The following is a 24,391-nucleotide window of genomic DNA, read 5'->3' on the forward strand; positions in this document are numbered from 1 at the left end:
CTTGACGTTCAGCTCTCGCTGGGGTTGTAGGAGTTGGCCAGCTCGAAGGGGTCGGGCTCCAGGCCCTCCGTAGGCCAGCGCTGCTCGCGCCGCCACTGCTCGTTCTCCAGCGCCAGCGCGTCCCACAGCAGATTGAGCGGATGGCTCGCTTCGTAGTGGGCGCGCTCCCCGCGGCGGGTGAAGGCGCCGAGCAGCACCTCGAGCCGCGGCCCGGTGTCGTTGACCAGCTCGACGGCCCGCATCCCGCGCCCGTACGCGACCCGCGGGTCGCCGGCCGCCTCGGCGACACCCTTGGTGACCAGCATGCAGCCACGCAACAGGCCCGAGCGCAGCAGCTCGAAGCCGTAGGTGACGGTGTCGATCTCGGCCGCGATATGCAGCTTGTTGCGGTAGTCGGCGCCGAACCAGGTGTGCAGCACCCCCGCCATCAGCCCGCTGGCCGAGACGACGAGCGGCAGCGTGCGCAGCTCGCTGCTCGTAACGGTCGGGCCGGGCAACCGGGAGTGCGGCAGATTCGTCAGCAGCGACACCCCGCTGCGGCGCCACTCCATCACATCGAACGCGTCCAGCTCGTTGTCGACGCCGTTCCCCTGCGGGCTGGTCACCACACTGCCGCAGACCAGGTCCACGTCCTTGGCGCGCAGCTTGCCCAGCACGTCCCGGGTGCGGACATGCCCGACCTTGAGCTCGATGCCCCGCTGCTCGAACTCCTCGGCCACCCGCTCACCGGCCCCCGCGAGATAGCCGAGGGTGAAGCGTGTGGTGCCCACCATCAGGGTTTTGCCGAGCCGGCGACGGGATTCGTGGATGCCCTCCAGCCAGTCGCCCAGCGTGCCGCGCGCCAATTCGACCAGTGCCTCGCCGGTGCCGGTGAACAGCACGTCCTTGCCGCGCCCCTGCTTGAGGACGAGCGGTTCGCCGCACAGGTCACGGAAGTTGCGGTTCATCGTGTCCAGCTGCTTCTGCACGCTCGACTGTTCCCGGCCCAGCACCCGTGCGGCGCCCAGCGCGGTACCGGTCTCATGGACCACGATCAAGGTGCGTAGTTGGTCCATCGTGGTGTCCATGAGGGCGAGTGGGCTCTGCAGCAGTCTGCTTCGCCCGTTGGCCGTCGGTGGTCCGAGCGGCCCGGGTGTGCCCATGAATCCTCTCGCTTCCCAACTCTGCCCGATTTATGGACTCACGAGTTTAGCCCCGGGATGCTTGATCACGGGGCTCAAGTCACCGGGGGCTCATTTCGGATAAGCGCGGATTTACCGGTACGAGCGCTGTTCACCCGCAGGCAACGCGGGCACTGTGAACACCGCAGGCACCACAACGGCGAGCGGCGGAATTATCCCGCGAGGCCCTTCCGGACGGGGTTTTCCATCCGAACAACAGCTGACCGACACAGACAACAACTGATCTGCGCGTCAGCTGAATTGGCCGCAGGGACAATTCCGCCGCAGTTCAATTCCGAAGAATTTTTTCAGACGCCGATGTTCCCGCCGTCGCGCCGCCACACGCTGATCACGGACGGACGGGTCAGCTTGCCCGGCCCGTCGGGCCAGGTGGACGCGGGCTTCTCCACGCTCGCGCCGTCGAGCTCACCCGGGTGCTGCACCGCCACCAGCACCCGCCGGTCCTGCACGATCGGCCCACAGGTCTCGGCGCCGGTCGGAACGGTCAGGAACTGCTTGACCTCACCGCGCCTGCTGCCGGACGTCGCCACCCCGAACAGCCCGTCGTGGCTGCCCAGCGCGTTGCCGTCGGTGGAGATCCACAGATTGCCGTACGCGTCGAAGGTGACGTTGTCCGGGCAGGAGATCGGGGACACCTGGTCCTTCGGGAAACCGCCGAAGTACGTGCTCGGGTCCGCCGGGTCGCCGCACACCAGGAACAGCTTCCAGCTGAAACGGCGGGCCGCCGGGTCGCTCCAGCGCTCGGTCAGCTCCAGGATCTGGCCGTGCTTGTTGCTGTTGCGCGGGTTCGCCTCGTCGGCCGGGGCCTTGCCCGCCTTGCCGCGGTCGCTGTTGTTGGTGAGCGCGACGTACACCTTGCCCGTACGCGGGCTGGGCTCCACGTCCTCCGGGCGGTCCATCTTCGTCGCGCCCACCTTGTCGGCGGCCAGCCGCGTGAAGACGTAGACCTCCTCGGCCGTCATCCCCTCGACATACGAGGTCGTGCCGCTCGCCAGCGGAATCCACTCGCCGGAGCCGTCGAACTCGCCGTCCTTCGGCAGCTTCCCGGTGCCGTCGATCTCGGCCGCCGGGCTGTCGCCGGTGAACTTGGCGACGTACAGCGTGCCCTCGTCCAGCAGCGTGCGGTTGTGCTCACGCGCGGCCCGGCTGGTGCCCGTCATCATCCGCTTGGACGAGACGAACTTGTAGAAGTAGTCGAACTTCTCGTCGTCGCCCATGTAGAGGACCGGACGGCCGTCGTCGGTCAGCCGGGGCTCGGCGGCCTCGTGCTTGAACCGGCCCAGCGCGGTGAGCTTGCGCGGCGTCGACTCCGGGTCGTACGGGTCGATCTCGATGACCCAGCCGAAGCGGTTGGTCTCGTTCGGCTCCTGCGCCACGTCGAAGCGCTTGTCGAAACGCTCCCACTTGCGCTCGGTGGCCGCGCCCGCCAGACCGTAGCGCTTGAGGCGCGCGGCGGTGGTCGGGTCGGTCACCGCACCGGCGTTGGCGAAGTACTGGTTGAAGTTCTCCTCGCCCGACAGGACCGTGCCCCACGGAGTGATGCCGCCACCGCAGTTGTTCAGCGTGCCCAGGATCCGCTTACCCGTCGGGTCGGCCGAGGTCCGCAGCAGCTTGCTGCCCGCGGCCGGGCCCGTCACCTCGAACGGCGTGGTCGCGGTGATCCGGCGGTTCAGGCGGTGGCGCGACACGGCCGTCAGCTTGCCCAGCTTGCGGTCCTCCTGCGCCGCCACCACGGACAGGCCGTGCGCGGCCCAGGCGATCTCGGCCTGCTCACGGGTCGGGTTCGCCGCGTCGTACCCGGCGAACATCAGCACCTCGTCGGTGTACTCGTGGTTGACCACGAGCAGCTGGCGGTCGCGCTCCTGCGGGATGTCCAGCACGGCCATGTAGTCGTTGTTGTAACCGAACTGGCCCGCCTGCGCCTTCGCCGACTGATTGGCCGGGTCGAACGCGGGCGCCCCGCGCAGAATCGGGTCGCCCCAGCGGATCACCACGTTCTGGTCGTGGCCCTCGGCGACCACGACGGCGTCGGTGGTGTTCGGTGCGACCGGCGAGAAGCGCAGGCCACGGGCGGCCTTGCCCGCCCCCTTGTCGGCGGCGGTCGCCGCGGCGGCCCTCTCGGCCGCCGCGGCCTCCGGCGCCCGCCCCACCGCGGTCACCCCGGCCGCGGCCGCGACCGAAACCACCGCACCGGCGCGCAGCACCGAACGGCGCGACAGCGCACCGGCTATGACCTCACCGATGTAGGCGTTGTCGCTGGTGTTCGGCACCTCGTGAAAGCAGGCGTCGCCACAGCGGTACCGGCATGTCAGGGCGGAACGACCGCCCGGGTGCGAGTTGATGAGCGGCAGGAGCTTGCGCACGTCTTACCCTCCGTACGGATTGCACGCATGGATTTCGCGTAGGACCGTCCAGCGCGCAACCCGCGCCGACACGGTGTCGGGACCCCATCCGGGGCGAAGCTATGGGCGTAGAGCCGCGGACCGGCGACCGTCGCCTGAATCGGGAGTGAACGGCGGGTAACCGGAATCGGCAGCTGAGTACTGCTGATCGGCCCGCTAGCCTTTCCGCACCACGGACATGTACCGCCATGCCCCGGACTCGACACGTGATGAGGTATCTCCCATGGCCATACGGGACCTACTGCGCAAAGTTTTCGGACGCTCCCGCACGCCGCGGGACGACGCTTCGGCTGCGCCGGAGGCGGCAGTTGTCCCGGACTCCCAGGAGCAGCCCGCCCCCGCGCCTGAGCCTGCGTCTGAGGCCGCGGCTGAGCCGGCGCCCGCTTCTGAGCCTGCCGCCAAGCCCGCGGCCGCGTCCCCCGCGCGCGAGGGAACGACGGACGACGAGGAGGCAGCTGCCCAGCACCCCTCGCTGACCGAACCGCTCAAGACGCTGGACGAGATCCTGGAATCTTCCGACGCCCCTGACGCGCGACCCGCGCCGGAGGCAGGGCAGAAGGACCAGCCCGCGAAGTCGGCCGAGACGAAGCCGGTCACGGCCGAGGCGGCCGAGGAGGAGCCCGCCGCCGACACCAAGGCCGGCACCGGCGACGCCGCCGCTCCGGACGCCACGCCCGCCGCGACTGACGGCGAGCAGGCAGCCGCGGCCGAGCCCGTAGCGGACGAGGCCACGGCCGACGCCGAAGCCCCCGCCGCCGACGACCCCGCGCCGGCCGCCGAGCCGAAGGCCGAAGCCGAAGCCGAAGCCGAAGCAACGGACACCCCGGCCGAGGCCGCAACCACGTCCGCAGCGACCGACGCAGCCAAGCCCGTCGCCGACGCCGAGGCCACCACTGGCGACGCCGACGCCTCCGCCACCGACGAAGCGAACGCCGCGCCCGCTGCCGAGGCGGACGGCCAGGAAGCGGCCGAGCCCGTAGCGGAGAAGGCCACGACCGACGCCGAAGCCCCCGCGCCGACCGCCGAGCCGAAGACCGAGGCCGACGCGGCAGACGCCCCGGCCGAGGCCGCAACCGAGCCCGCCGCAGACGCCGAGCCCGCCACCAGCGATGCCGACGCTCCGGCCGAGCCGACGGCCGCCGCCGAAGCGGAGGCCGCACCGGCCGCAGCTGACGGCGAGCAGGCAGCCACAGCCGAGCCCGTAGCCGACGAGGCCACGGCCGACGCGGAGGCCACTCCCGCCGACGAAAGCGCGCCGAAGGCCGAGAGCGACACCCCGGCCGAGGCGGAAGCGGAAGACGCGGCCGAGCCCGCCGAACCGGCCAAGGACGCGACGGCCGACGCCGAGCCCGTAGCGGACAAGGACACGACCGAGGTCACGGTCGAGGTCGCCGACAGCCCCGCGCCGAAGGCCGAGAGCGACACCCCGGCCGGTGCCGACACGACGGCCGCAGCCGAAACGGAACCGGAGCAGGCAGCCGCCGCCGAGGCGAAGGAGACCGCCCCCGCGGCCGACGCCGACGCCAAGGCCACCGACGAAGGAGATTCCGCCATCCCCCTCAGCGACGTCGAGACCCGCGCGCCCGGGCTCGTCAGTCTGTACAAGAGCGCCGCCGAGGCGCTGGCGCAGAAGGGGCTCGTGGGGCGGCGGGCCGCCGTTTATCTCGTGCTCGACCGGTCGGGGTCGATGCGGAGCTACTACAAGGACGGCACCGTCCAGCACCTCGCCGAGCAGGCCCTCGCCCTCTCCGCGAACCTGGACGACGACGGCACCGTCCCGGTCGTGTTCTTCTCCACGGACATCGACGGCACCGCGGACGTCGACCTGGCGAACTACAGCGGCCGGATCGAGGAGCTGCACTCCTCGCTCGGCCACATGGGCCGTACCAACTACCACCACGCGATCAAGGCGGTCATCGACCACTACCAGGCGTCCGGCGCCACCGACCCCGCGTTCGTGATCTTCCAGACGGATGGCGCGCCCACCAGCAAGGCCGCCGCCGAGAAGGCGCTGTGCGAGGCGGCGCGGCTGCCGATCTTCTGGCAGTTCATCGGGTTCGGGGACCCGGCGGCGAAGGGGTTCGACTTCCTGCGCAAGCTGGATGAGCTGGCGGTGCCGGACAAGCGGGTGGTGGACAACGCGGGGTTCTTCCACGCGGGCCAGGACCCGCGCGCGCTGTCGAACGCGGAGCTGTACGGGCAGCTGATGGTGGAGTTCCCGGAGTGGCTGCGGGAGGCGCGTGAGGCCGGCGTGCTGAGCTGAGCCGACCCCCGGGGCAGGATCAGGAGACCCCCGGGATACGCACCGACTACGTGAGGGCCACCCGCGCGGCACGAAAATCGCCGCGCAGGTGGCCCTCACCGCTCAGATACGATATTGACGACTCGCAGAGCAGCTCGGCACATAGTTCACAGAGCGCTCGCAGAGCGACATGTCACCCACTGCATCGACCCGGGAGCAGCCCGCGATGGCTCGACACCTCATCACCAGCGCCCTTCCCTACATCAACGGGATCAAGCACCTGGGCAACATGGTGGGGTCCATGCTCCCGGCCGACGTCTACGCCCGCTATATGCGCCAGCGCGGCCATGACGTGCTGTACATCTGCGCCACCGACGAGCACGGCACCCCCGCCGAGCTGGCCGCCAAGGAGGCGGGTCTGCCGGTGGCCGAGTTCTGCGCGCAGCAGCACGACGCGCAGAAGGCGGTCTACGACGGCTTCAGCCTGGCGTTCGACTACTTCGGCCGCAGCTCCTCCGCGCAGAACGTGGAGATCACCCAGACCATCGCGCGCGAGCTGAAGGCGAACGGCTTCATCGAGGAGCGTTCGATCCGCCAGGTGTACTCCAACGCCGACGGCCGTTTCCTCCCCGACCGCTATATCGAGGGCACCTGCCCGCACTGCGGGTACGACAAGGCGCGCGGCGACCAGTGCGAGAACTGCACCCGCGTGCTGGACCCGACGGATCTGATCAATCCGCGCTCGGCGATCAGCGGCAGCAGCGATCTGGAGGTGCGGGAGACCAAGCACCTGTTCCTGCTCCAGTCGAAGCTGGCGGGGGAGGTCGCGGCGTGGGTGGACGAGCACGGCAAGGACTGGCCGACGCTCGCGTCGTCGATCGCCCGCAAGTGGCTCAATGAGGGGCTGCAGGACCGGGCGATCACCCGTGATCTGGACTGGGGCGTGCCGGTGCCGGCCGACACCTGGCCGGATCTCGCGGCCGAGGGCAAGGTCTTCTACGTATGGTTCGACGCCCCGATCGAGTACATCGGTGCGACGAAGGAGTGGTCGGACCTGGACCCGGCGAACCGCGACTGGAAGTCGTGGTGGTACGACGTGGACCCGACGGTCCGCTACACCGAGTTCATGGCCAAGGACAATGTCCCGTTCCACACGGTGATGTTCCCGGCGACGCTGCTGGGCACCCGGGACGCGTGGAAGAAGGTCGACTACGTCAAGGCGTTCAACTGGCTGACGTACTACGGCGGCAAGTTCTCGACGTCCCAGAAGCGCGGGGTGTTCACCGACGCCGCGCTGGAGCTGCTGCCCGCCGACTACTGGCGCTACTTCCTGATGGCGAACGCGCCGGAGTCGGACGACACGTCCTTCACCTGGGAGCACTTCGCCGCCACGGTGAACAAGGACCTGGCGGACACCCTGGGCAACTTCGTCAACCGGGTGCTGTCGTTCTCCCGTAAGCGGTTCGGTGACGAGGTCCCGGCCGGGAAGGCCACGGGGGAGGCCGAGGCGCGCCTCGGCGAGGAGATCGCGCGGCTGCTCGCGGAGTACGAGGAGCACATGGACGCGCTGCAGTTCCGCAAGGCCGCGGCCGCGCTGCGCGCCCTGTGGAGCGCGGGCAACTCCTACCTGGAGGAGAAGGCTCCCTGGCTGGAGATCAAGACCGACCAGGAGGGCGCGGCCCTCACGCTCCGTACGGCGATGAACCTGATCCACCTGTACGCGGTCGTCTCCGAACCGTTCATCCCGGCCTCCGCGCGGGCCATGCGGTCGGCGTTCGCGCTGGCGGACGACACGGCGCCGTGGGTGGGCCAGGAGGAGGCCAAGGCGCTGGCCTCCGTCCCGGCCGGTACGGCCTTCACCGTGCCGCCGGTGCTCTTCGCCAAGATCACCGAGGAGGACCTGGAGTCGTACCGGGTGCGCTTCGGCGGTGCGCCGGAGCAGGCGGGCGGCGGGGCGCCGGCCGGGGTGGAGACCGAGGGCAAACCCATCGACTAGCAACGAGTAACGACGTAACGACGCGTAACGACGGAGGGGTGGCGGGCCGGGCCCGCCACCCCTTCGTGCCGTTGATCGCTCGACAACCGTTCGTTTAGCGCGTTCGACCAACCTGTGGAGTCCATCCTTAGGGAAGTCGAGGAGCGCAGTGCCCGACGCACCACGTGTCACAGTGACGGTCCACGGCCCCGACCCGCTCTCGCGGGCCGGGGTCGTGCGTCATCTGAGGCACCAGCCCACCGTCGAACTGATCCACCGTCCGCGTCCGTTCAGCGACGAGCCGCGCGGCACCGTCGCCATCATGCTCGCCGAACGCCTTGACGCCCGCGCGGGCGCCGAGCTGCGCCGTCTGGTGCGGGGCGGTGAGCAGCGGGTGGTGCTGGTCACGGGCGAGTTGCGCGAGACGGAGCTGATGACGGTCGTGGAGTACGGCGTACGGGCCGTGCTGTGGCAGCACCGGGCCACGCCGAGACGTCTGCTGCGCGCCGTACACCGGGCCGCCCGCGCTGAGCGGACGGATCCGTGCGGTGTGGACCAGCGGCTGACCGAGCACTTCGTGTACTAGTTTCGGGTACATCGGATACATACGAGTGGTGAGACGCAGGTCACACTCAATTGGCCGGCTGGCCGTCACATCTCGCCGGGCCGCTCCGTCAGTGCTGTGTAACGACAACACGGCGAGGAGATCACCATGGACGCCCGTCTCAACTACTACGGCAACTCCGTCGCGGCCAAGTTCGCGAAGTACATCAACTCCGCGGGCAAGGTCGTCGGCGACTCGACCCTGCCGGCCGCGACGCAGGAGCTGGTGAAGATCCGCGCCAGCCAGATCAACGGCTGCGGCTTCTGCACCGACATGCACACCAAGGACGCCACGCACGCCGGCGAGACCTCGGTACGGCTCAACCTGATCGCGGCCTGGCGGGAGGCCAAGGTCTTCACCGAGGCCGAGCGCGCCGCCCTGGAGCTGACCGAGCAGGGCACCCGTATCGCCGACGCGGCCGGCGGTGTCACCGACGAGGCCTGGGCGAACGCCGCCAAGCACTACGACGAGGACCAGCTCGCCGCGCTGGTGTCCCTGATCGCCCTGATCAACGCCTACAACCGGATGAACGTGATCATCCAGCAGCCGGCGGGCGACTACCAGCCCGGCCAGTGGGGCTGATCCCCAGCCGCGCGCTGTCCGGCTCGCCCATCGCAGGTGGGCCGCTGAGCCGGACAGCGCGGGGGCGGCGGTTCAGCAGCGGTACTTCAGGGTGAGCAGCCCGCCCTGGGTCCCGTGCGGGCAGAAACCGGCTCAGCGGGCCAGCGAGGCCGAGTCGCCCATCACCACGACGGGGTGCCGCTCCGGGTCCAGGATGAGCAGCAGCTTCTTCATGTGCTTCTTGGAGATGCTGACGCAGCCCTGCGTGGGCCCGCCGTGGTCCACATGGAACCAGATGCCGCCGCCCCGCTTCTGGCCCAGCGGTCTGGTCCAGTCGCGCGGGGAGGTGCCCGCCCTGCGGTTGTAGTTGATGGCCACGACGTAGTCGAAGGACCCGGCGAGCGGTTCGCCCTCGAAGCCGGTGCCGCCGATGGTGAAGCCGCTGGACTGGTCGTACGACAGCCGGGTGCCGGGGTTCGGGAGGCGGCCGCCCGCGTCGGTGAGGGGGAAGACGCCGATCGGGGAGCGCAGATCGCCGGTGACGTGGTGGTCGGTCCAGCCCCTGCGGGCGTTGTGCGCGTCCCAGGTGGCGACGGCCCGCCAGTCGGCGCCCGCGGCCATGTCCGGGTCGCCGTCGGGGTCGCGCCGCTGGTAGACCACCGCGGTCGCGCGGGAGGAGTCACGGCCCTCGCCGGTCACGACCACCACCTGGCGGGCGTTCTCGGGCACCTTGGCGAGCGTACGGGGGCCGAGCCCGGGCAGGTTCTTGCGCAGCGCGGCGGTGGCGGGCCGCTGGGCCGTGGTGCCGGGGCCGGGTGCCGCGCTCCCCTGTCCGGCGGCGGCGTCGGTGGCGCCGGTTCTGGGCTCGGGGCCGCCGGCCGGACCGTCCGCCGACGCCCCGCATCCGGCGAGCGCGGCGATGACGAGGGCCGCCGCGGCGAAGGCCACGGCCCTGCGGGCGGGCCGGGCCGCTCGTACCGATACGACACTCAGATTGTCATTCACATTCAGGGAACCCGTTGGCATGGGCACCTGGTTGCCCCGCGTTCCGCCGGAAGCGGAAGCGGGGCCCAGAACAGCTACTTTCCGTCACTCGCCGGCGGGCTTCTCCGCAGGCTTGTCCCCGGCCTTCTCCGCCGCCTGCTTGATCTGCGGCTTGCGGATCGACAGGTGCAGCTCCCGCAGCCGCGTCTCGTCCACCTCGCTGGGCGCGCCCATCAGCAGGTCCTGCGCGTTGCCGTTGAGCGGGAAGGCGATGGTCTCGCGGATGTTCGGCTCGTCGGCCAGCAGCATCACGATGCGGTCCACGCCCGGGGCGATACCGCCGTGCGGCGGCGCGCCGAAGTGGAAGGCGCGCAGCATACCGCCGAACTCGCGCTCCACCTCTTCCCGCGAGTAGCCCGCGATCTCGAACGCCTGGTACATCACATCCGGCTCATGGTTCCGGATGGCGCCCGAGGACAGCTCCACACCGTTGCAGACGATGTCGTACTGCCAGGCCAGAATGGAGAGCGGGTCCTTGGTCCGCAGCGCCTCCAGGCCGCCCTGCGGCATGGAGAACGGGTTGTGCGAGAACTCGATCTGGCCGGTGTCCTCGTTCCGCTCGAACATCGGGAAGTCGACGATCCAGCAGAAGCGGAAGACGTTCTCCTCGAAGTGTCCGGCCCGGCGCGCGGCCTCGACCCGCACCGCGCCCATGATCTTGGAGACCTCGTCGAACTCCCCGGCGCCGAAGAAGACCGCCGTGCCCGGCTTGCCCTCGACCTCGGCGATCAGCTTCTCGACGTCCTCGTCGGTGAGGAACTTCGCGATCGGCCCGGTCAGCTTGGCGTCCTCGCCGATCCGGACCCAGGCCAGCCCCTTCGCACCCTGCAGAGCCGCGAACTCGCCCATCTGGTCGAAGAACTTCCGCGGCTGGTCCGCGGTGTCCGGCACGGCCAGCGCGCGCACATGCTTGCCCGCGAACGCCTTGAAGCCGGAGTCGGCGAAGACATGGCTGACGTCCACCAGCTCCAGCTGGGCCCGCAGGTCCGGCTTGTCGGAGCCGTACTTCAGCATCGCCTCGCGGAACGGGATCCTCGGGAACGGCGAGGTGACATGGCGGCCACCGCCGAACTCCTCGAAGAGCTCGGTCATCACCTTCTCGATGACCTGGAAGACGTCCTCCTGCTCGACGAAGCTCATCTCGACATCGAGCTGGTAGAACTCGCCCGGCGAGCGGTCGGCGCGGGCGTCCTCGTCGCGGAAGCAGGGCGCGATCTGGAAGTAGCGGTCGAAGCCCGCGATCATCAGCAGCTGCTTGAACTGCTGCGGGGCCTGCGGCAGCGCGTAGAACTTGCCCGCGTGCAGCCGGGAGGGCACCAGGAAGTCCCGGGCGCCCTCGGGCGAGGTGGCGGACAGGATCGGGGTCGCCAGCTCGTTGAAGCCCTGCGCGGTCATCTTCTGCCGGATCGCGGAGATCACGGCGGAGCGCAGCATGATGTTGCGGTGCATACGCTCACGGCGCAGGTCCAGGAAGCGGTACTCCAGGCGCCGCTCCTCGTTGACCCCGTCCTCGGGGAAGACGGTGAAGGGCAGCGGGTCGGCGCCGCCGAGCACCTCGACGTCGGTGACCTCGACCTCGATCTCGCCGGTGGGCAGGTCGGGGTTGACGTTCTCCGCGCCACGGGCGATGACCCTGCCGTCCACGCGGACGACGGTCTCCTTGGAGATCGAGCTCAGCGCGTCGTTCGCCGGGGTGTCGGGGCGGACGACCAGCTGGACCAGGCCATAGTGGTCGCGAAGATCGATGAAGAGGATGCCGCCCAGGTTCCGCCGATTGTGCAGCCAGCCGGAGAGCCGCACGTCGGTGTCGACGTCAGCGGCGCGGAGCTCGCCGCAGGTATGGGACCGGTACCGATGCATCGTTCATCCAAGTCGTTTGGGCGGTCGTTGGGTCGGGGAAGCGTACGCACCCTCGAAAAGCTTCTCGGCAAGCGTACCGGCGCCGCGCCCCTCACTGGTAAGGCCGCCGCATATCCCCATATGGTGGCCTAATGCGCACCGAGGATCTGCTCGCCGCCCTCGCGACCGGCCTGTGGCGCTGGGACACAGTCTCGGGCGCCGTGAGCTACGACGCGGAGGCGGCCCGGCTGGTGGGGCTGCCCGCGGAGCCCGTCACCCTCCCCGAGTCCGCCGCCCGCGCCTGTTTCCACCCGGTGGACTGGGTGGAGGTCAAGGCGATCGTGAATCTCGCGGTGGCCGAGGGCACCCTCGCCGAGGCCCGGGTGCGGGTCGTGGACGAGAAGGGCCGGGTGCTGCGTACGGTGCGCAGCCGCTGCCGGCCCGTGATACACGGCGGCGACCCCAGCAGACGGGGCGCGGAAAACGGCTACGACCTGGTCGGCACCCTCCAGGAGGTGCCCGAGACGCTGCCCGGCACCTCCGCGGCGGCCCTGACCCCGGTCACCGGCGACTGGCGGCGCAACCGCGAGGCGTTTCTGCTGGACGCGGGGCGCGCGCTGGCCGAGGCGCCCTCGACCGCCGAGGTGCTGCGGGTGGCGGCGGGGCTGTCGATGCCGGGCTTCTCGCCGGACGGGCTCGCGGTCTTCGGGGTCAAGGGCGACCGGATCTCGCTGATCGGCCGCCACGGGAACCTGGCGGGGGACGAGGCCCCCTGCCCCGCTCAGCCGCTGGACGCCGACTGCCCGGCCGCCGAGGTGATCCGTACCGGCCGGGCGATCTATCTGCCGGGCCCGGACGACTACCGGGACCGGTTCCCGGGCTCCTGGGCGCGCACCCGGCCGGTCGCCCGCCGGGCCTGGGCCTTTCTGCCGCTGATCGTCGCGGGCCGCACGATCGGCGCGTGGATGGCGAGCTTCGCGCACCCGGTGTCCTTCTCGCCCGACGAGCGCTCGGTGCTCACCACGGTCGCGCGGATGCTCGCCCAGGCGCTGTCGCGGGCCTCGCTCCAGGAGACGGAGCGCGAGCTGACGGACGGCCTCCAGCGCTCGATGCTGCCTGCCGACAAACCGGCCATCCCCGGTCTCACGGTGGCCGCGCGCTATGTGCCGACGGGCGGCGGACTGCAGGTGGGCGGCGACTGGTACGACGTGATCGGGCTGCCCTCGGGGCGTACCGCGCTGGTCATCGGCGATGTCCAGGGCCACGATGTGCGCGCCGCCGGGATCATGGGGCAGCTCAGGATCGCGGTCCGCGCATACGCCTGCGAGGGCCACCACCCCGACTCGGTGCTCTCCCGCGCCTCCCGTTTTCTGGCCGGGCTCACCGAGCCGCCGGGCCCCGGCGGCGACGCCCCGTACGATCCGCGCTTCGCGACCTGTCTGTATATGGAGGTGGACCCGGTCGCCGGCACGCTGGACATCGCCCGCGCGGGCCACCCCGATCCGGCGGTACGGCTCGCCGACGGCACCATGATGATCCGCCCCACCGCGGGCGGGCTGCCGCTGGGCGTCGACCCGGACACCGACTACCCCACCACCCGGGTGGTGCTTGAGCCCGGCGAGACGCTGCTGATGTGCACGGACGGGCTGATCGAGACCGGCGGGCACGATGTGGAGTCGGGCTGGGACCGGATCCGGGCGGTCTTCGAGCGCACCACCCCGGACCGTGCCGCCACCCCGGACGCCCCAGGCGCTGCGGGCGAGTCGTGTGCCACGGACATCGCGGCCGCCGTGGACGCGTCGGCAGGTTCGGCCTCTCCCGCCGCCCTGGCCGCGCTGGAAGCCGACGATCTCGACGCGCTCGCCGAGGCCCTGGTCCAGGCGGTGCACGGGCCGCCGTCCCACCACACCACCGGCCGTCTCGCCGACCGCCGCCAGGACGACATAGCCCTGCTGCTGATCCGGCGCGACGCCGAGGTGTGCCTGGTCGGCCCCGGCTCGGCCCCGGTGCGGCGTACCGCCGCCACGGTCGCCCAGGCCGAACCGGAGCGCATAGCCGAGGCCCGGCAGCAGCTGCGCGACATGCTCCACGACTGGACCGACCACGACCAGGTGGAGTCGGCGGTGCTGATGCTCTCCGAGATGGTCACCAACGTCCTGGTGCACACCGACGGCGACGCCCTCCTGGTCGCCGAGGTCAGCGGACGGGTCGGCGCCAGACGACTGCGCCTGGACGTCGCCGACAGCAGCGACGAACTCCCGCACCGCCGCCGCCCGGGCGAGCTGGCGTCCTCGGGGCGCGGGCTGATGCTGATGGAAATGCTCGCCGACGCGTGGGGGGTGGACCCACGCGGCGACGGCAAGTGCATCTGGTACGAGCTGCACGAGGCGAGGCCGGACGGTCTCAGCTGAAGAGCCCGGAACCGAGCGGGTGTTGTTCGTCGAAACCGGGGAGTATCAGGAAGGTCGCGCTGGCGGTCGTGGTCGTGTATTCCAGCAGGGCGTCCGAATTGTCCATACGGGTGAGGGTGTTGGTGAAGGTCCGTATGTCGTTCTGGAAGCTTATGAAGAGCAGGCCGGGGGCGGGTCCGTCGATGCTGTAGGAGCGACGGAGCATGAGGCCGACGCCGACCGCGGTGGCGTGCGCTCTGCGGGCGTGGGAGTCTGCCGGGACGAGGTAGCGTCCGTCCGGCGTTTTGGCGCCGAGGTCCGGGCCCGAGGCGATGGTGCCGCCGGAGAGGGGCACGCCACTGGCTCGGCGCCGGCCGAAGACCGCTTCCTGTTCGGCGACGGACAGCTTGGCGAACCGCGGCAGGTCGAGTTCCATGCGCCGTAAGACGGCAAGGGTGCCGTTGGCGACCGGAGCCGGCCCGGCCAGCCACAGGTCACGTTGTTGTTCGGCCTTCGTGTGGGGGCCCACGATGCCGTCGACGAAACCGAACAGGTTGCGTGGCGCGGCAAGGCCCTTGTCCACCGGCACATTCGAACCACGGATCGCGGACTGCCGCCAGCGTTCGCGTATCCGGTCACCGGCCTGCTCCAGAAGCGCGGCGGCCACGACCGGTATCACCAAGGCGTCGTCGGCGCAGATCTGTATCAGCAGATCGCCGCCGCGTGCCCGGGGGGCGATCTGCTCGCGGGAGAACCGTGGGAGGTCCTTCGCGCCGGGCAGGGCGGGATCGACCTTGCGCACCAGCCGGGGGCCCACCCCGATCGTCACGGTCAGATCGCCCGGCGCCAGGCCCATCAGCCGTGCGTCGGTCCCGGTGGTGAATTTGCCGATGGCCTCGCCGAGTTCGGCCAGCAACGGACGGACGGACTCGGCGTCGACGAGGTCGGCCACCACGGCCAGCAGGTTCCGCTGGGCCGGTTGGGGCAGCGTGATGCCCGCCTGGTAGCGGCCCGTTGGTGGCACCGACGGGGTCGGCGAAGGGCCATCGGACCGTTCTGCCCGGTCCGGCCGGTCGGAACTCGATTGGCACCCGGCGGAGAGGCCGACGGCGGTCACAGTGCCGGTGGCACCGAGAAACGCGCGGCGTGACGGTCGGGAGTCGGCTTGGCGCACGGCGTGAACTGTGCCATATCCGTATCGGCGTCTGCGACTTCGTCGGCGCCGTGCCAGGATGGGGCCATGCCTCGTCTCCGTCTTCGCCTGATGGCCGCGGTGCTCGGCACCCTGGCCCCCGTACTGGTCGGTTGCGGCGGAGGCGACGACGGATCGGACGACGGCCGACGACCGTCCGGTGAGCACGTCACGATCAAGGTGCCGGCTGACGCCCCGACGATCTCGGCCGCGGTGTCCCTGGCCAAGCCCGGCGATCTCGTGCTGGTCGCGCCGGGCAAGTACCACGAGTCGGTGAAGATCTCCACGGCTCGCATCACTCTTCGCGGCGAGTCCCGGGACAAGGTCGTCATCGACGGGCGGCTGAAGCAGCCGAACGGCATCGTCGTCTCCGCTCCCGGCGTGGCCGTGCAGAACCTGACGGTGAAGAACAACACCCAGAACGGGGTCCTGGTCACCGGCTCGGCGAAGGCGGCCGCCGGAATGCCGGGGCAGTCCGGCGGCTATGACACCGGCGACGAGCCCGTCACCTTCCTGAAGTCATTCGCGGTCTCCCATGTGACCGCGACCCGCAACGGGCTGTACGGCATCTACGCGTTCTCCGCGCAGAACGGCGTCATCGAGCACTCGTACACCTCGGGCTCGGCCGACTCGGGCATCTACGTCGGACAGTGCAAGCCCTGTCGCATCGTGGTGCGGGACAACATCGCCGAACTCAACGCGGTCGGCTACGAAGGCACCAATGCCAGCGGCGACATGTACGTGGTCGGCAACCGCCTCGTCGGCAACCGGGTCGGGCTCACCACCAACTCCGACCACCAGGAGAAGTTGCTGCCGCAGAAGGATGCCGTCATCGCGGGCAACCTGATCGCGGCCAACCAGCAGAAGGCCACCCCCGAACAGGCCGACGGCGGCTGGGGCATCGGCATCGGGGTCGACGGCGGCACCGCCAACCGGTTCGTCCGCAACCGAATCGCCGACAACAGCAACGCCGGGCTGGTGATCACCGCAACCGCTGACATCCAACCGGACGGCAACCAGATCCTGGACAACACCTTCGCCGCCAACAGCGTTGACGTCGGCTGGACGTTCCCCACCGCCACGAAGGGACGGGGTAACTGCCTGCGCGGCAATGAGCTGCGAAGGACGGTGCCCGCCCGGCTCGCGACAACCGCGTCCTGCCCGCGTCCCGCCCGGTCGCTCTCGCCGTCCGGCACCTGGGCGAAGCCGACTCCACCTGGCGGTATCCCGTTCACCGAGGTGGCGGCGCCCGGGCGACAGCCGCAGTTCCCGAAGGCCACCACCACGGGCGCCACCGCCGTTCCGGCCGTTCCGGCGCTCCCGGACACGGCGGACATCCGGCTGCCGTCGATGTCACTGCTCGCCACGGGCGCGCGGGTGCTGACGTCCTGAGCGGCGGCTACCGCGCCGGGGTGGCTCCCGGTACCGGCCGGACCGCAACGTACTTCTGGGTGTCGAAATCGATGACCACCGGCTGCGACGCGGAAGCCACGCCGACCCGGACCCGGTACATGGTGCCGTCCGAGCCGATCCAGTAGCGCACGGCACCCTCCCCCGCCGTACCGGACGTCGCACGGGCGCCCGTGGTACGGGCGGCGCTCGGCCCGGTCATGATGTCCACCTGATGCCCGTCCAACCGGTCCTCGCCCACCCAGGCGGCACCGTTCTGCGGCAGCAGTTCGGCATTGTCCGGCCGGTCGCTGCCGAGCTTCAGCGCGATCGTCAGCGAACTGTCCAGTGAACTGCCGTACTTCTGCAGCGAACGGCTGACCCAACCCGAGCCCGGGGGCCGTGCCGGTGCCTTCGCCGGGGCGTTCGTCATCGGGTGGACGAACACGGTGGTGGCCGTCCACTGGATCAGCCCGTCGCTGGACGTATCGCGCCCGGTGCCGTGCACCACGCCGTAACCGATCTTGCCGCGGTAGTCGATGGATCCGGTGACGGTCAACTCACCAGCGGTTCCCGGCACGGTGATCGTCACGGCGCGCCCGCCCGCCTGGTAGTTGAGGAACCGTGTGACCGCCAGACGGTTCGCCTGATCCGACGTCAGTTCCTTCGGACCGGTGGGGTCGGAGCCGCTGCCGACGACCAGGACCGCGGTCACCGCGACGGCCACACCACCGATGCCGACCGCCACCCAGCGTGGCCGCAGCCATCGGCGCCGGCCGGCCGTGCGTCGCGGGGGACCCTGTTTTGTTCTCATACGCCGCACGTGACGCATTGATAACTTGTTTCGCTCATGCATCCTCTGCTCCCCCCGATCTTGGCGGCCACCCGCTACAGTATCGTCGCTGGTGGGGCGGTTCAGGATGACTATTCAGACTCTTGTGCTGTTTCCGTGTGGGGAAGCGAGGACGAGTGCGACTGGTCCGGGGAAAGCATTCCCGAGTCCCTGAATTCGCCACATCCGCCAAGACGACCAAGAACGACGGGGTCCACCGAAACAGCGGTGGGCCCTTTTCATGGCCGACATGTCACCCAGAGCCGGTAAGCGGATGTACGGCTGAATGCGGGTGGTCGGTTCACATCACGAGGGGAGTGTGATGGCTGTGGGAAAAGTGTGCAGGGAATTGCGCCGGACAGCCGGAAAGCATACGGGCCCACTGGCGCGAGTGGGCTTAAGCGTTCTCTTGCTGTCGGGTGGCGTCATGGGCGCGACGGCCGGGACGGCCAGCGCTTCGACTGGCGACGGCACCCTGACCGTTGAGGTGCTCCGGGATTTCTTCGGCACCGGCGTGATCAACACGACCATGGATGTGCCGCAGCGGGGCATGAAGGTCGAGGTGTCGGACCCTGACGGCCATCGGGTCACCGGCACCACGGATGCCACCGGAAAGGTGGTGGTCTCGAAGTCGACCGAGCTGACCGGCGGCCAGTACCGCGTCGACGTCACCATCCCGGCGCCGTACGACAAGTATCTCCAGGCGGCGCCGGCCTCGACGGCGGAAAACCACTTCGACAGCTTCACGACGTTCGTGAACGTGTCGGACGGCAAGGACGACTCGGTCATCACCGGGGTCTGGAACCCGGCCGACTACGCCCTGCCGGACACACGGTATTTCGTGCCGATCCAGAACACTGCCGACTCGCAAGACAAGCGAGCACTGGTGGCGTTCGGGACGGACAAACGAGGTACGTGTCCTGGCGATACGGAGTGCCCGACCGTCCTCAACACGCAGGACCAGGTGGGCACGACGTTCGCGCTGGCCTACGACAAGTACCAGAAGCGGATCTTCCAGGGCGCGTTCGCCCGGCGGTACACCCCGTACGGGCCGGGCGGTGGTAACGCGATCTACACCACGCCGACCGGCGGTGGGACGCCGACCCTGTTCGCGAAGGTGCCGGGCGCCGCGCTGACGCCGCACGACGCCACCAACATGATCAAGGACGCCGGGTTCACCAATGCGCCGGGCAAGGAGAGCATCGGCGGTCTGGCCCTGTCGGAGGACGGCTCGACGCTGTACGCGGTGAACCTGCTGACCCGGCGCCTGGTCAGCTTCGACGCGACCGGGACCACCGCGTCCGCGCCCAAGGCGACGGTGCGCATCCCGGACCCGGGCTGCGCGAGCCCCGGCGACTGGCGGCCGTTCAGTCTTCAGGTCCACGACAACAAGCTCTACGTCGGTGGCGTGTGCAGCGCGGAAAGCACGCAGAAGCGCGAAGACCTGAAAGCCGTCGTCTACACCTACGACGGCGAACAGTTCGACACCGTGCTGACCCAGCCGCTCACCGCCAAGCGCGGCTCCGTCTTCGGTTCCAACGACAACGACCAGGCCACCCACTGGAACCCGTGGAACACCAGCCTGGCCACGTGGGACGACCGGAAGGTGGGCGACGTCTTCATCGATCCGCAGCCGGAGCTCGCCTCCCTCGCCTTCGCCCGCGACGGCTCGATGATCCTCGGTTTCCGCGACCGGTTCATGGACGTCGTGAGCTGGGGTGGACTGGACCCGAGGCCGCTCAACGACACCGCGGAAAACGGCATGGCCGGTGGTGACATCAACATGGCCTGCGCCAATCCCGACGGCGGGTACTCGTGGGAAGGCACCGGGAGTTGCCCCAACCACGCCACCCCCGCCACCGGTGGCACCCAGGACAGCAGTGTCGTCGAGTACTTCCCGGGCGACTTCTATGGCAACGGAGTTCACGCGGAGACCGCGCTGGGGTCGGTGGCCTACATTCCGCAGCAGCAGTGGGTCATCAGCACGGAGTTCGACCCGGTCGTCGATGTCGCGACCTCAGGGACCGGGTACCACAACATCACCACCGGCCAGGGCCCGGGCAACAGCCCGAAAGCCAACGGGTTCCAGTTCGTCAGCCGGGAACAGAGCGGGTTCGGTAAGGCCGGTGGGCTCGGCGATGTCGCCTACGAGGCGGCGAACGCACCGATCCAGATCGGCAACCGGGTGTGGTTCGACGGCGACCACAACGGCATCCAGGACCCCGAAGGCACCAACGAGGTGCCGCTGCCGGACGCGACGGTCAACCTGCTGGACGCCGACGGCAAGCAGGTCGCCACGACCAAGACCGATGCTGCCGGCGAGTACTACTTCGGTGGAGTCGGCGCCGACTACGAGCTCAAGCCGGGTGCGAAGTACACGGTGGAGTTCGATGTGTGTACCGCGGACACCAGCAAGGTGCCGACTCAGCCGTCGGCCGACGAGCTGCGGTTCACGCTCGCGCGGGCCGGTGACAAGCGGGCACATGACTCCAATGTGACCCCGCCGAAGACCGGGCAACTGTGCAAGGGTCTGGCACCTGTCACGGCGCCGGACAAGGCGGGAGAGGTCGATCACACGATCGACGCCGGCGTGTACATCCCCAAGGAGGAGCCGCCGACCACGGAGCCTCCGACCACTGAGCCGCCGTCGACCGAGCCGCCGACCCATGAGCCGCCCGCGTCGGTGCCGCCCAACAAGCCGGGCCCCCAGACGGGCGGAGGCGGCGGTTCGCTGGCCAACACCGGTACGTCCGGCCTGCTGACGATCATCTCCCTCAGTGCCCTGCTGGCCGGTACGGGCGCGGCATTCGCCTTCGTAACCCGGAAGCGTCGTCACGTCAGGCAGCACTGAGACAGCCAGGCAACGCTGAAAGACGGGTGATCCGCCCGTAAGCGCCGACGAGCCCCGTCCATATCCGGACGGGGCTCGTCGGCATTCGGTCCTGGCGGGATGTGGCCCTGGCGAGCCTTACATTCCGCGGCGGGCCTTACATTCCGCCCTCGGACATCCCGTGCACCGCGGGGATCGTGCCGAGCCGGCCCTTCTGGAAGTCCTCGAAGGCCTGCTGGAGCTCCGCGCGGGTGTTCATCACGAACGGCCCGTAGTGCGCCATGGGCTCACGGATCGGCCGGCCGCCGAGGAGGACGACCTCCAGGTCCGGCGTGTGGGAGTCCTGCTTCTCGTCCGCGCGCACGGTCAGCGAGGAGCCGGTGCCGAAGACCGCGGTCTGGCCGAGGTGGATCGGGCGGCGCTCGGCGCCGACGGTGCCGCGGCCCGCGAGCACATACGCGAGGCCGTTGAAGTCCTGCCGCCAGGGCAGGTTGATCTCGGCGCCCGGCGCCAGCGTCGCGTGCACCATCGTGATCGGGGTGTGCGTGATGCCGGGCCCCTTGTGACCATCCAGCTCACCGGCGATGACGCGCAGCAGCGCGCCGCCGTCCGGGGAGGTGAGCAGCTGGACCTGGCCACCGCGGATGTCCTGGTAGCGCGGCGGCATCATCTTGTCCTTCTTCGGCAGGTTCACCCACAGCTGCAGGCCGTGGAAGAGACCGCCGGACATGACCAGGTGCTCCGGCGGCGCCTCGATGTGGAGCAGACCGGACCCGGCCGTCATCCACTGGGTGTCACCGTTGGTGATGGTGCCGCCACCGCCGTTGGAGTCGTGATGGTCGAAGATCCCGTCGATGATGTACGTGACGGTCTCGAAGCCGCGGTGCGGGTGCCACGGGGTCCCCTTCGGCTCCCCGGGCTGATAGTCCACCTCGCCCATCTGGTCCATCATGATGAACGGGTCCAGGTGCTTGTAGTCGATGCCCGCGAAGGCGCGCCGCACCGGGAAGCCCTCACCCTCGAAACCGCTGGGAGCGGTGGTGACGGCGAGCACGGGGCGCTGCTGGGCGTCGGCGGGCGCCGCGACGCGGGGCAGGGTGAGCGGGTTGTCTACGGTCACAGCTGGCATGACGGCCTCCTCGGTCGTTCAAGGTTCAACTTAGTTGAAGAGTGAACGACCCGCAAGAGGGCCTTTATTTCCAGGCGCCGACCGAGCACGCACCGTGAGAACTCAGCACACAGGGCGACGGCGTCTACCCATACATCCGGCGCATCGCGAAGTCGACCATCTGCTCCACGGCCTTGGCGTCGAAGACCATCCGGTGATCGCCTTCCATGTCGAGGACGAAGCCGTAGCCGGTGGGCAGCAGGTCGATCACCTCGGCGCCGGTGATCACGAAGTACTTGGACTCCTTGCCGGCGTAGCGGCGCAGCTCCTTGAGCGAGGTGAACATGGGGATCACCGGCTGCTGGGTGTTGTGCAGGGCGAGGAATCCGGGGTTGTCGCCGCGCGGGCAGTAGACCTTGGAGCTCGCGAAGATCTGCTGGAAGTCCTCGGCCGACATCGAGCCGGTGGTGAAGGCTCGCACCGCGTCGGCCAGGGATGGCGGGGAGGGCTCCGGATACAGCGGCTGCTCGCCATAGCCGGCGCCCGGCTGTGGGTGGTGTGACAGAGGCGGCTGCTGTTGCGGCGGGGGCGGCGGCGCCGCGTAACCCTGCCCCGGGCTCGCGTTCTGGTCGTAGCCGTACATGGACAGCAGCGTACTGAGTCGCCGAAGCGCAGTGCGTCACAGTTGCCCCATCGGGGGTTGCTCTTTATTACCCACGGGTAGCATCATGGCGATCGACGATCGATCGCGCGATGCCATTGAAGAGGTCCGCCGCCTCCCGAGCCTTACGGAGCTGTTCGCCATGGGGCACTACAAGTCGAATCTCCGCGACATCGAGTTCAACCTCTTCGAGGTGCTCGGGCGCGACAAGCTGTACGGCACGGGACCGTTCGAGGAGATGGACGTCGAGACCGCCAAGAGCGTGCTCTCGGAGATCTCCCGGCTGTCCGAGAACGAGCTGGCCGAAAGCTATGCGGACGCCGACCGGAACCCGCCGGTGTTCGACCCCAAGACCCACACCGCGCCGGTGCCCGAGTCCTTCAAGAAGAGCTACCAGGCGTACATGGACGCCGAGTGGTGGCGCCTGGGCGTCCCCGAGGACCTCGGCGGAGCCGCCTGCCCGCGCTCGCTGCTGTGGGCCTGCGCCGAGCAGATCCTCGGCGCCAACACCCCGATCTGGATGTACGCCTGCGGCCCCTCCTTCGCCGGAGTCCTCTACGACGAGGGCACCGAGGAGCAGCTGGCGATCGCCCGCCACATCGTGGACAAGCAGTGGGGCGCGACCATGGTGCTCACCGAGCCCGACGCGGGTTCGGACGTCGGCGCCGGCCGCACCAAGGCGGTCCGTCAGGAGGACGGCACCTGGCACATCGAGGGCGTGAAGCGGTTCATCACCTCCGGTGAGCACGACCTCTCGGAGAACATCATCCACTTCGTGCTGGCGCGCCCCGAGGGCGCGGGCCCGGGCACCAAGGGGCTGTCCCTCTTCATCGTGCCGAAGTACGACTTCGACTGGGAGACCGGCGAGCTCGGCGAGCGCAACGGCGCGTACACGACCAACGTCGAGCACAAGATGGGCCTGCGGGTCTCCAACACCTGCGAGCTGACCTTCGGCGCGGACCACCCGGCCAAGGGCTGGCTGCTCGGCGAGAAGCACGACGGCATACGCCAGATGTTCAAGATCATCGAGTTTGCCCGGATGATGGTCGGCACCAAGGCCATGGCGACCCTGTCCACCGGCTATCTGAACGCGCTGGAGTACGCCAAGGAGCGCGTCCAGGGCCCGGATCTGGCCGCCTTCACCGACAAGAGCGCCCCGCGGGTCACCATCACCCACCACCCCGATGTGCGCCGCTCCCTGATGGCGCAGAAGGCGTACGCGGAGGGCCTGCGCTCGCTCGTCCTCTACACCGCCTCCGTCCAGGACGAGATCCAGGCCCTGGAGGCGGCCGGCGAGGACACCTCCGCCGCGCACGCCCTCAACGACCTGCTGCTGCCCATCGTCAAGGGCTACGGCTCGGAGAAGGCGTACGAGCAGCTGGCACAGTCCCTGCAGACCATCGGCGGCTCCGGCTACCTCCAGGAGTACCCGCTGGAGCAGTACATCCGGGACGCCAAGATCGACACCCTCTACGAGGGCACCACCGCCATCCAGGGCCAGGACTACTTCTTCCGGAAGATCGTCCGGGACCAGGGCCAGGCGCTGACCGTCATCTCGGAGGAGATCAAGAAGTTCCTCGCCGAGGCCGGCGGCGGGGAGGAGCTGACCGCCGCCCGTGACGCGCTCGCCAAGGCCGCCGCGGATCTGGAGGGGCTGGTGGGCACCATGCTCACCGACCTCGCCGCCACCCAGGAGGACGTCACCACCATCTACAAGGTCGGCTTGAACGCCACCCGGCTGCTGCTCGCCTCCGGCGACGTCTTCATCGGCTATCTGCTGATCAAGGGCGCGGCGATCGCCGCCGACAAGCTGCCCGGCGCCTCCGCCAAGGACAAGTCCTTCTACGCGGGCAAGATCGCGGCCGCGAAGTTCTTCGCCCAGGAGGTGCTGCCGGGCGTCGCGGTCCAGCGCGCCGTGGCCGAGTCCGTGGACAGCTCCCTGATGGACCTGGCCGAAGACGCCTTCTGATTCCTCTCGTCTCGTCTTCCTCTCGTCAAGTCGTCGAGGCGGGGGGCCCCCCCCGGGGCCCCCCGCCGGGGCCAAAGCCCGAAACGCTGGCCCCCGCGGGGGGGCGGAAGGGGGGGGCCCCGGGAGAGTTTAAAAACATAAGCAGACGACGAAGTTGGGGGATTTGTAAGGG

Annotated in this window: 16 protein-coding genes; 8 read left to right on the forward strand and 8 right to left on the reverse strand. The window is 69.6% G+C overall.

Annotated elements, in window-relative coordinates; translation table 11 throughout:
* Positions 1-8: 8 nt before the first annotated feature.
* Both ACFV2X_RS17590 and ACFV2X_RS17595 read right to left on the reverse strand, forming a co-directional pair.
* Positions 9-1,067, reverse strand: coding sequence for a LysR family transcriptional regulator (locus ACFV2X_RS17590; protein WP_014178069.1), 1,059 nt, complete (start codon positions 1,065-1,067; stop codon positions 9-11).
* Between the two features lie 401 nt (positions 1,068-1,468).
* Positions 1,469-3,544, reverse strand: a complete 2,076-nt coding sequence (locus ACFV2X_RS17595) for a PhoX family protein (RefSeq protein WP_385617115.1) — start codon at positions 3,542-3,544, stop codon at positions 1,469-1,471.
* A gap of 262 nt (positions 3,545-3,806) precedes the next feature.
* Here ACFV2X_RS17595 and ACFV2X_RS17600 point away from each other — a divergent pair, with 262 nt between their 5' ends.
* The 4 genes from ACFV2X_RS17600 to ACFV2X_RS17615 all read left to right on the forward strand — a co-directional run bounded on the left by ACFV2X_RS17600 (position 3,807) and on the right by ACFV2X_RS17615 (position 8,986).
* Positions 3,807-5,846, forward strand: coding sequence for a vWA domain-containing protein (locus ACFV2X_RS17600; RefSeq protein ID WP_385617117.1), 2,040 nt, complete (start codon positions 3,807-3,809; stop codon positions 5,844-5,846).
* 205 nt (positions 5,847-6,051) lie between these two features.
* Entirely contained in the window at positions 6,052-7,821 is a 1,770-nt protein-coding gene (metG, locus tag ACFV2X_RS17605; RefSeq protein WP_385617119.1) for a methionine--tRNA ligase, read from the forward strand.
* 148 nt (positions 7,822-7,969) lie between these two features.
* Positions 7,970-8,386, forward strand: a complete 417-nt coding sequence (locus ACFV2X_RS17610; RefSeq protein ID WP_014178065.1) for a hypothetical protein — start codon at positions 7,970-7,972, stop codon at positions 8,384-8,386.
* 126 nt (positions 8,387-8,512) lie between these two features.
* Positions 8,513-8,986, forward strand: a complete 474-nt coding sequence (locus ACFV2X_RS17615) for a carboxymuconolactone decarboxylase family protein (protein WP_385617121.1) — start codon at positions 8,513-8,515, stop codon at positions 8,984-8,986.
* Between the two features lie 132 nt (positions 8,987-9,118).
* Here ACFV2X_RS17615 and ACFV2X_RS17620 read toward each other — a convergent pair whose 3' ends face one another.
* Together ACFV2X_RS17620 and aspS are read right to left on the reverse strand one after the other, a co-directional pair.
* Complete coding sequence (locus ACFV2X_RS17620) at positions 9,119-9,913, reverse strand: L,D-transpeptidase family protein (RefSeq protein ID WP_385617304.1); 795 nt, start codon at positions 9,911-9,913, stop codon at positions 9,119-9,121.
* A 141-nt stretch (positions 9,914-10,054) separates the two neighbouring features.
* Complete coding sequence (gene aspS / locus ACFV2X_RS17625) at positions 10,055-11,869, reverse strand: aspartate--tRNA ligase (protein ID WP_385617124.1); 1,815 nt, start codon at positions 11,867-11,869, stop codon at positions 10,055-10,057.
* A gap of 131 nt (positions 11,870-12,000) precedes the next feature.
* Between aspS and ACFV2X_RS17630 the strand changes: the two genes are divergently transcribed.
* Positions 12,001-14,259, forward strand: coding sequence for a SpoIIE family protein phosphatase (locus ACFV2X_RS17630; RefSeq protein WP_385617126.1), 2,259 nt, complete (start codon positions 12,001-12,003; stop codon positions 14,257-14,259).
* Here the strand turns inward: ACFV2X_RS17630 and ACFV2X_RS17635 are convergent.
* Positions 14,252-15,412: a Dyp-type peroxidase gene (locus tag ACFV2X_RS17635; protein WP_385617128.1), complete on the reverse strand. Its 1,161-nt coding sequence runs from the start codon at positions 15,410-15,412 to the stop codon at positions 14,252-14,254. The genes ACFV2X_RS17630 and ACFV2X_RS17635 overlap by 8 nt on opposite strands.
* Before the next feature lie 66 nt (positions 15,413-15,478).
* Between ACFV2X_RS17635 and ACFV2X_RS17640 the strand changes: the two genes are divergently transcribed.
* Entirely contained in the window at positions 15,479-16,822 is a 1,344-nt protein-coding gene (locus tag ACFV2X_RS17640; protein ID WP_385617130.1) for a nitrous oxide reductase family maturation protein NosD, read from the forward strand.
* Positions 16,823-16,829: 7 nt separating this feature from the next.
* Here the strand turns inward: ACFV2X_RS17640 and ACFV2X_RS17645 are convergent, their stop codons facing one another.
* On the reverse strand, positions 16,830-17,534 hold the full coding sequence (locus ACFV2X_RS17645; protein WP_385617306.1) for a hypothetical protein: 705 nt from the start codon (positions 17,532-17,534) through the stop codon (positions 16,830-16,832).
* Between the two features lie 544 nt (positions 17,535-18,078).
* Here ACFV2X_RS17645 and ACFV2X_RS17650 point away from each other — a divergent pair.
* Positions 18,079-20,502 carry an SdrD B-like domain-containing protein gene (locus ACFV2X_RS17650; protein WP_385617132.1) on the forward strand — a complete coding sequence of 808 codons (2,424 nt, stop codon included), beginning with the start codon at positions 18,079-18,081 and terminating at the stop codon, positions 20,500-20,502.
* A 136-nt stretch (positions 20,503-20,638) separates the two neighbouring features.
* Here the strand turns inward: ACFV2X_RS17650 and ACFV2X_RS17655 are convergent, their stop codons facing one another.
* Together ACFV2X_RS17655 and ACFV2X_RS17660 are read right to left on the reverse strand one after the other, a co-directional pair.
* The gene (locus ACFV2X_RS17655) at positions 20,639-21,610 is read right to left on the reverse strand and encodes a pirin family protein (RefSeq protein WP_385617134.1); all 972 of its coding nucleotides are present in this window, start codon (positions 21,608-21,610) and stop codon (positions 20,639-20,641) included.
* Between the two features lie 124 nt (positions 21,611-21,734).
* A complete protein-coding gene (locus tag ACFV2X_RS17660; protein ID WP_089508468.1) occupies positions 21,735-22,232 on the reverse strand; it encodes an SseB family protein in 498 nt (165 codons plus the stop codon).
* A gap of 160 nt (positions 22,233-22,392) precedes the next feature.
* Between ACFV2X_RS17660 and ACFV2X_RS17665 the strand changes: the two genes are divergently transcribed.
* Positions 22,393-24,219: an acyl-CoA dehydrogenase gene (locus ACFV2X_RS17665; protein ID WP_385617308.1), complete on the forward strand. Its 1,827-nt coding sequence runs from the start codon at positions 22,393-22,395 to the stop codon at positions 24,217-24,219.
* Positions 24,220-24,391 lie beyond the last annotated feature (172 nt).

Origin of the sequence: Streptomyces sp. NPDC059679 (assembly GCF_042734105.1) — a bacterium.
Taxonomy (GTDB): Bacteria; Actinomycetota; Actinomycetes; order Streptomycetales; family Streptomycetaceae; genus Streptomyces.

Excerpts from the sequence above, each read along its gene's own strand:
- metG (WP_385617119.1), top strand. The coding sequence starts at position 6,052 with ATGGCTCGACACCTCATCACCAGCGCCCTTCCCTACATCAACGGGATC.
- ACFV2X_RS17660 (WP_089508468.1), bottom strand. The coding sequence starts at position 22,232 with ATGTACGGCTACGACCAGAACGCGAGCCCGGGGCAGGGTTACGCGGCG.
- ACFV2X_RS17655 (WP_385617134.1), bottom strand. The coding sequence starts at position 21,610 with ATGCCAGCTGTGACCGTAGACAACCCGCTCACCCTGCCCCGCGTCGCG.
- ACFV2X_RS17600 (WP_385617117.1), top strand. The coding sequence starts at position 3,807 with ATGGCCATACGGGACCTACTGCGCAAAGTTTTCGGACGCTCCCGCACG.
- ACFV2X_RS17650 (WP_385617132.1), top strand. The coding sequence starts at position 18,079 with ATGGGCGCGACGGCCGGGACGGCCAGCGCTTCGACTGGCGACGGCACC.
- aspS (WP_385617124.1), bottom strand. The coding sequence starts at position 11,869 with ATGCATCGGTACCGGTCCCATACCTGCGGCGAGCTCCGCGCCGCTGAC.
- ACFV2X_RS17615 (WP_385617121.1), top strand. The coding sequence starts at position 8,513 with ATGGACGCCCGTCTCAACTACTACGGCAACTCCGTCGCGGCCAAGTTC.
- ACFV2X_RS17665 (WP_385617308.1), top strand. The coding sequence starts at position 22,393 with ATGGGGCACTACAAGTCGAATCTCCGCGACATCGAGTTCAACCTCTTC.
- ACFV2X_RS17630 (WP_385617126.1), top strand. The coding sequence starts at position 12,001 with ATGCGCACCGAGGATCTGCTCGCCGCCCTCGCGACCGGCCTGTGGCGC.
- ACFV2X_RS17640 (WP_385617130.1), top strand. The coding sequence starts at position 15,479 with ATGCCTCGTCTCCGTCTTCGCCTGATGGCCGCGGTGCTCGGCACCCTG.
- ACFV2X_RS17590 (WP_014178069.1), bottom strand. The coding sequence starts at position 1,067 with ATGGACACCACGATGGACCAACTACGCACCTTGATCGTGGTCCATGAG.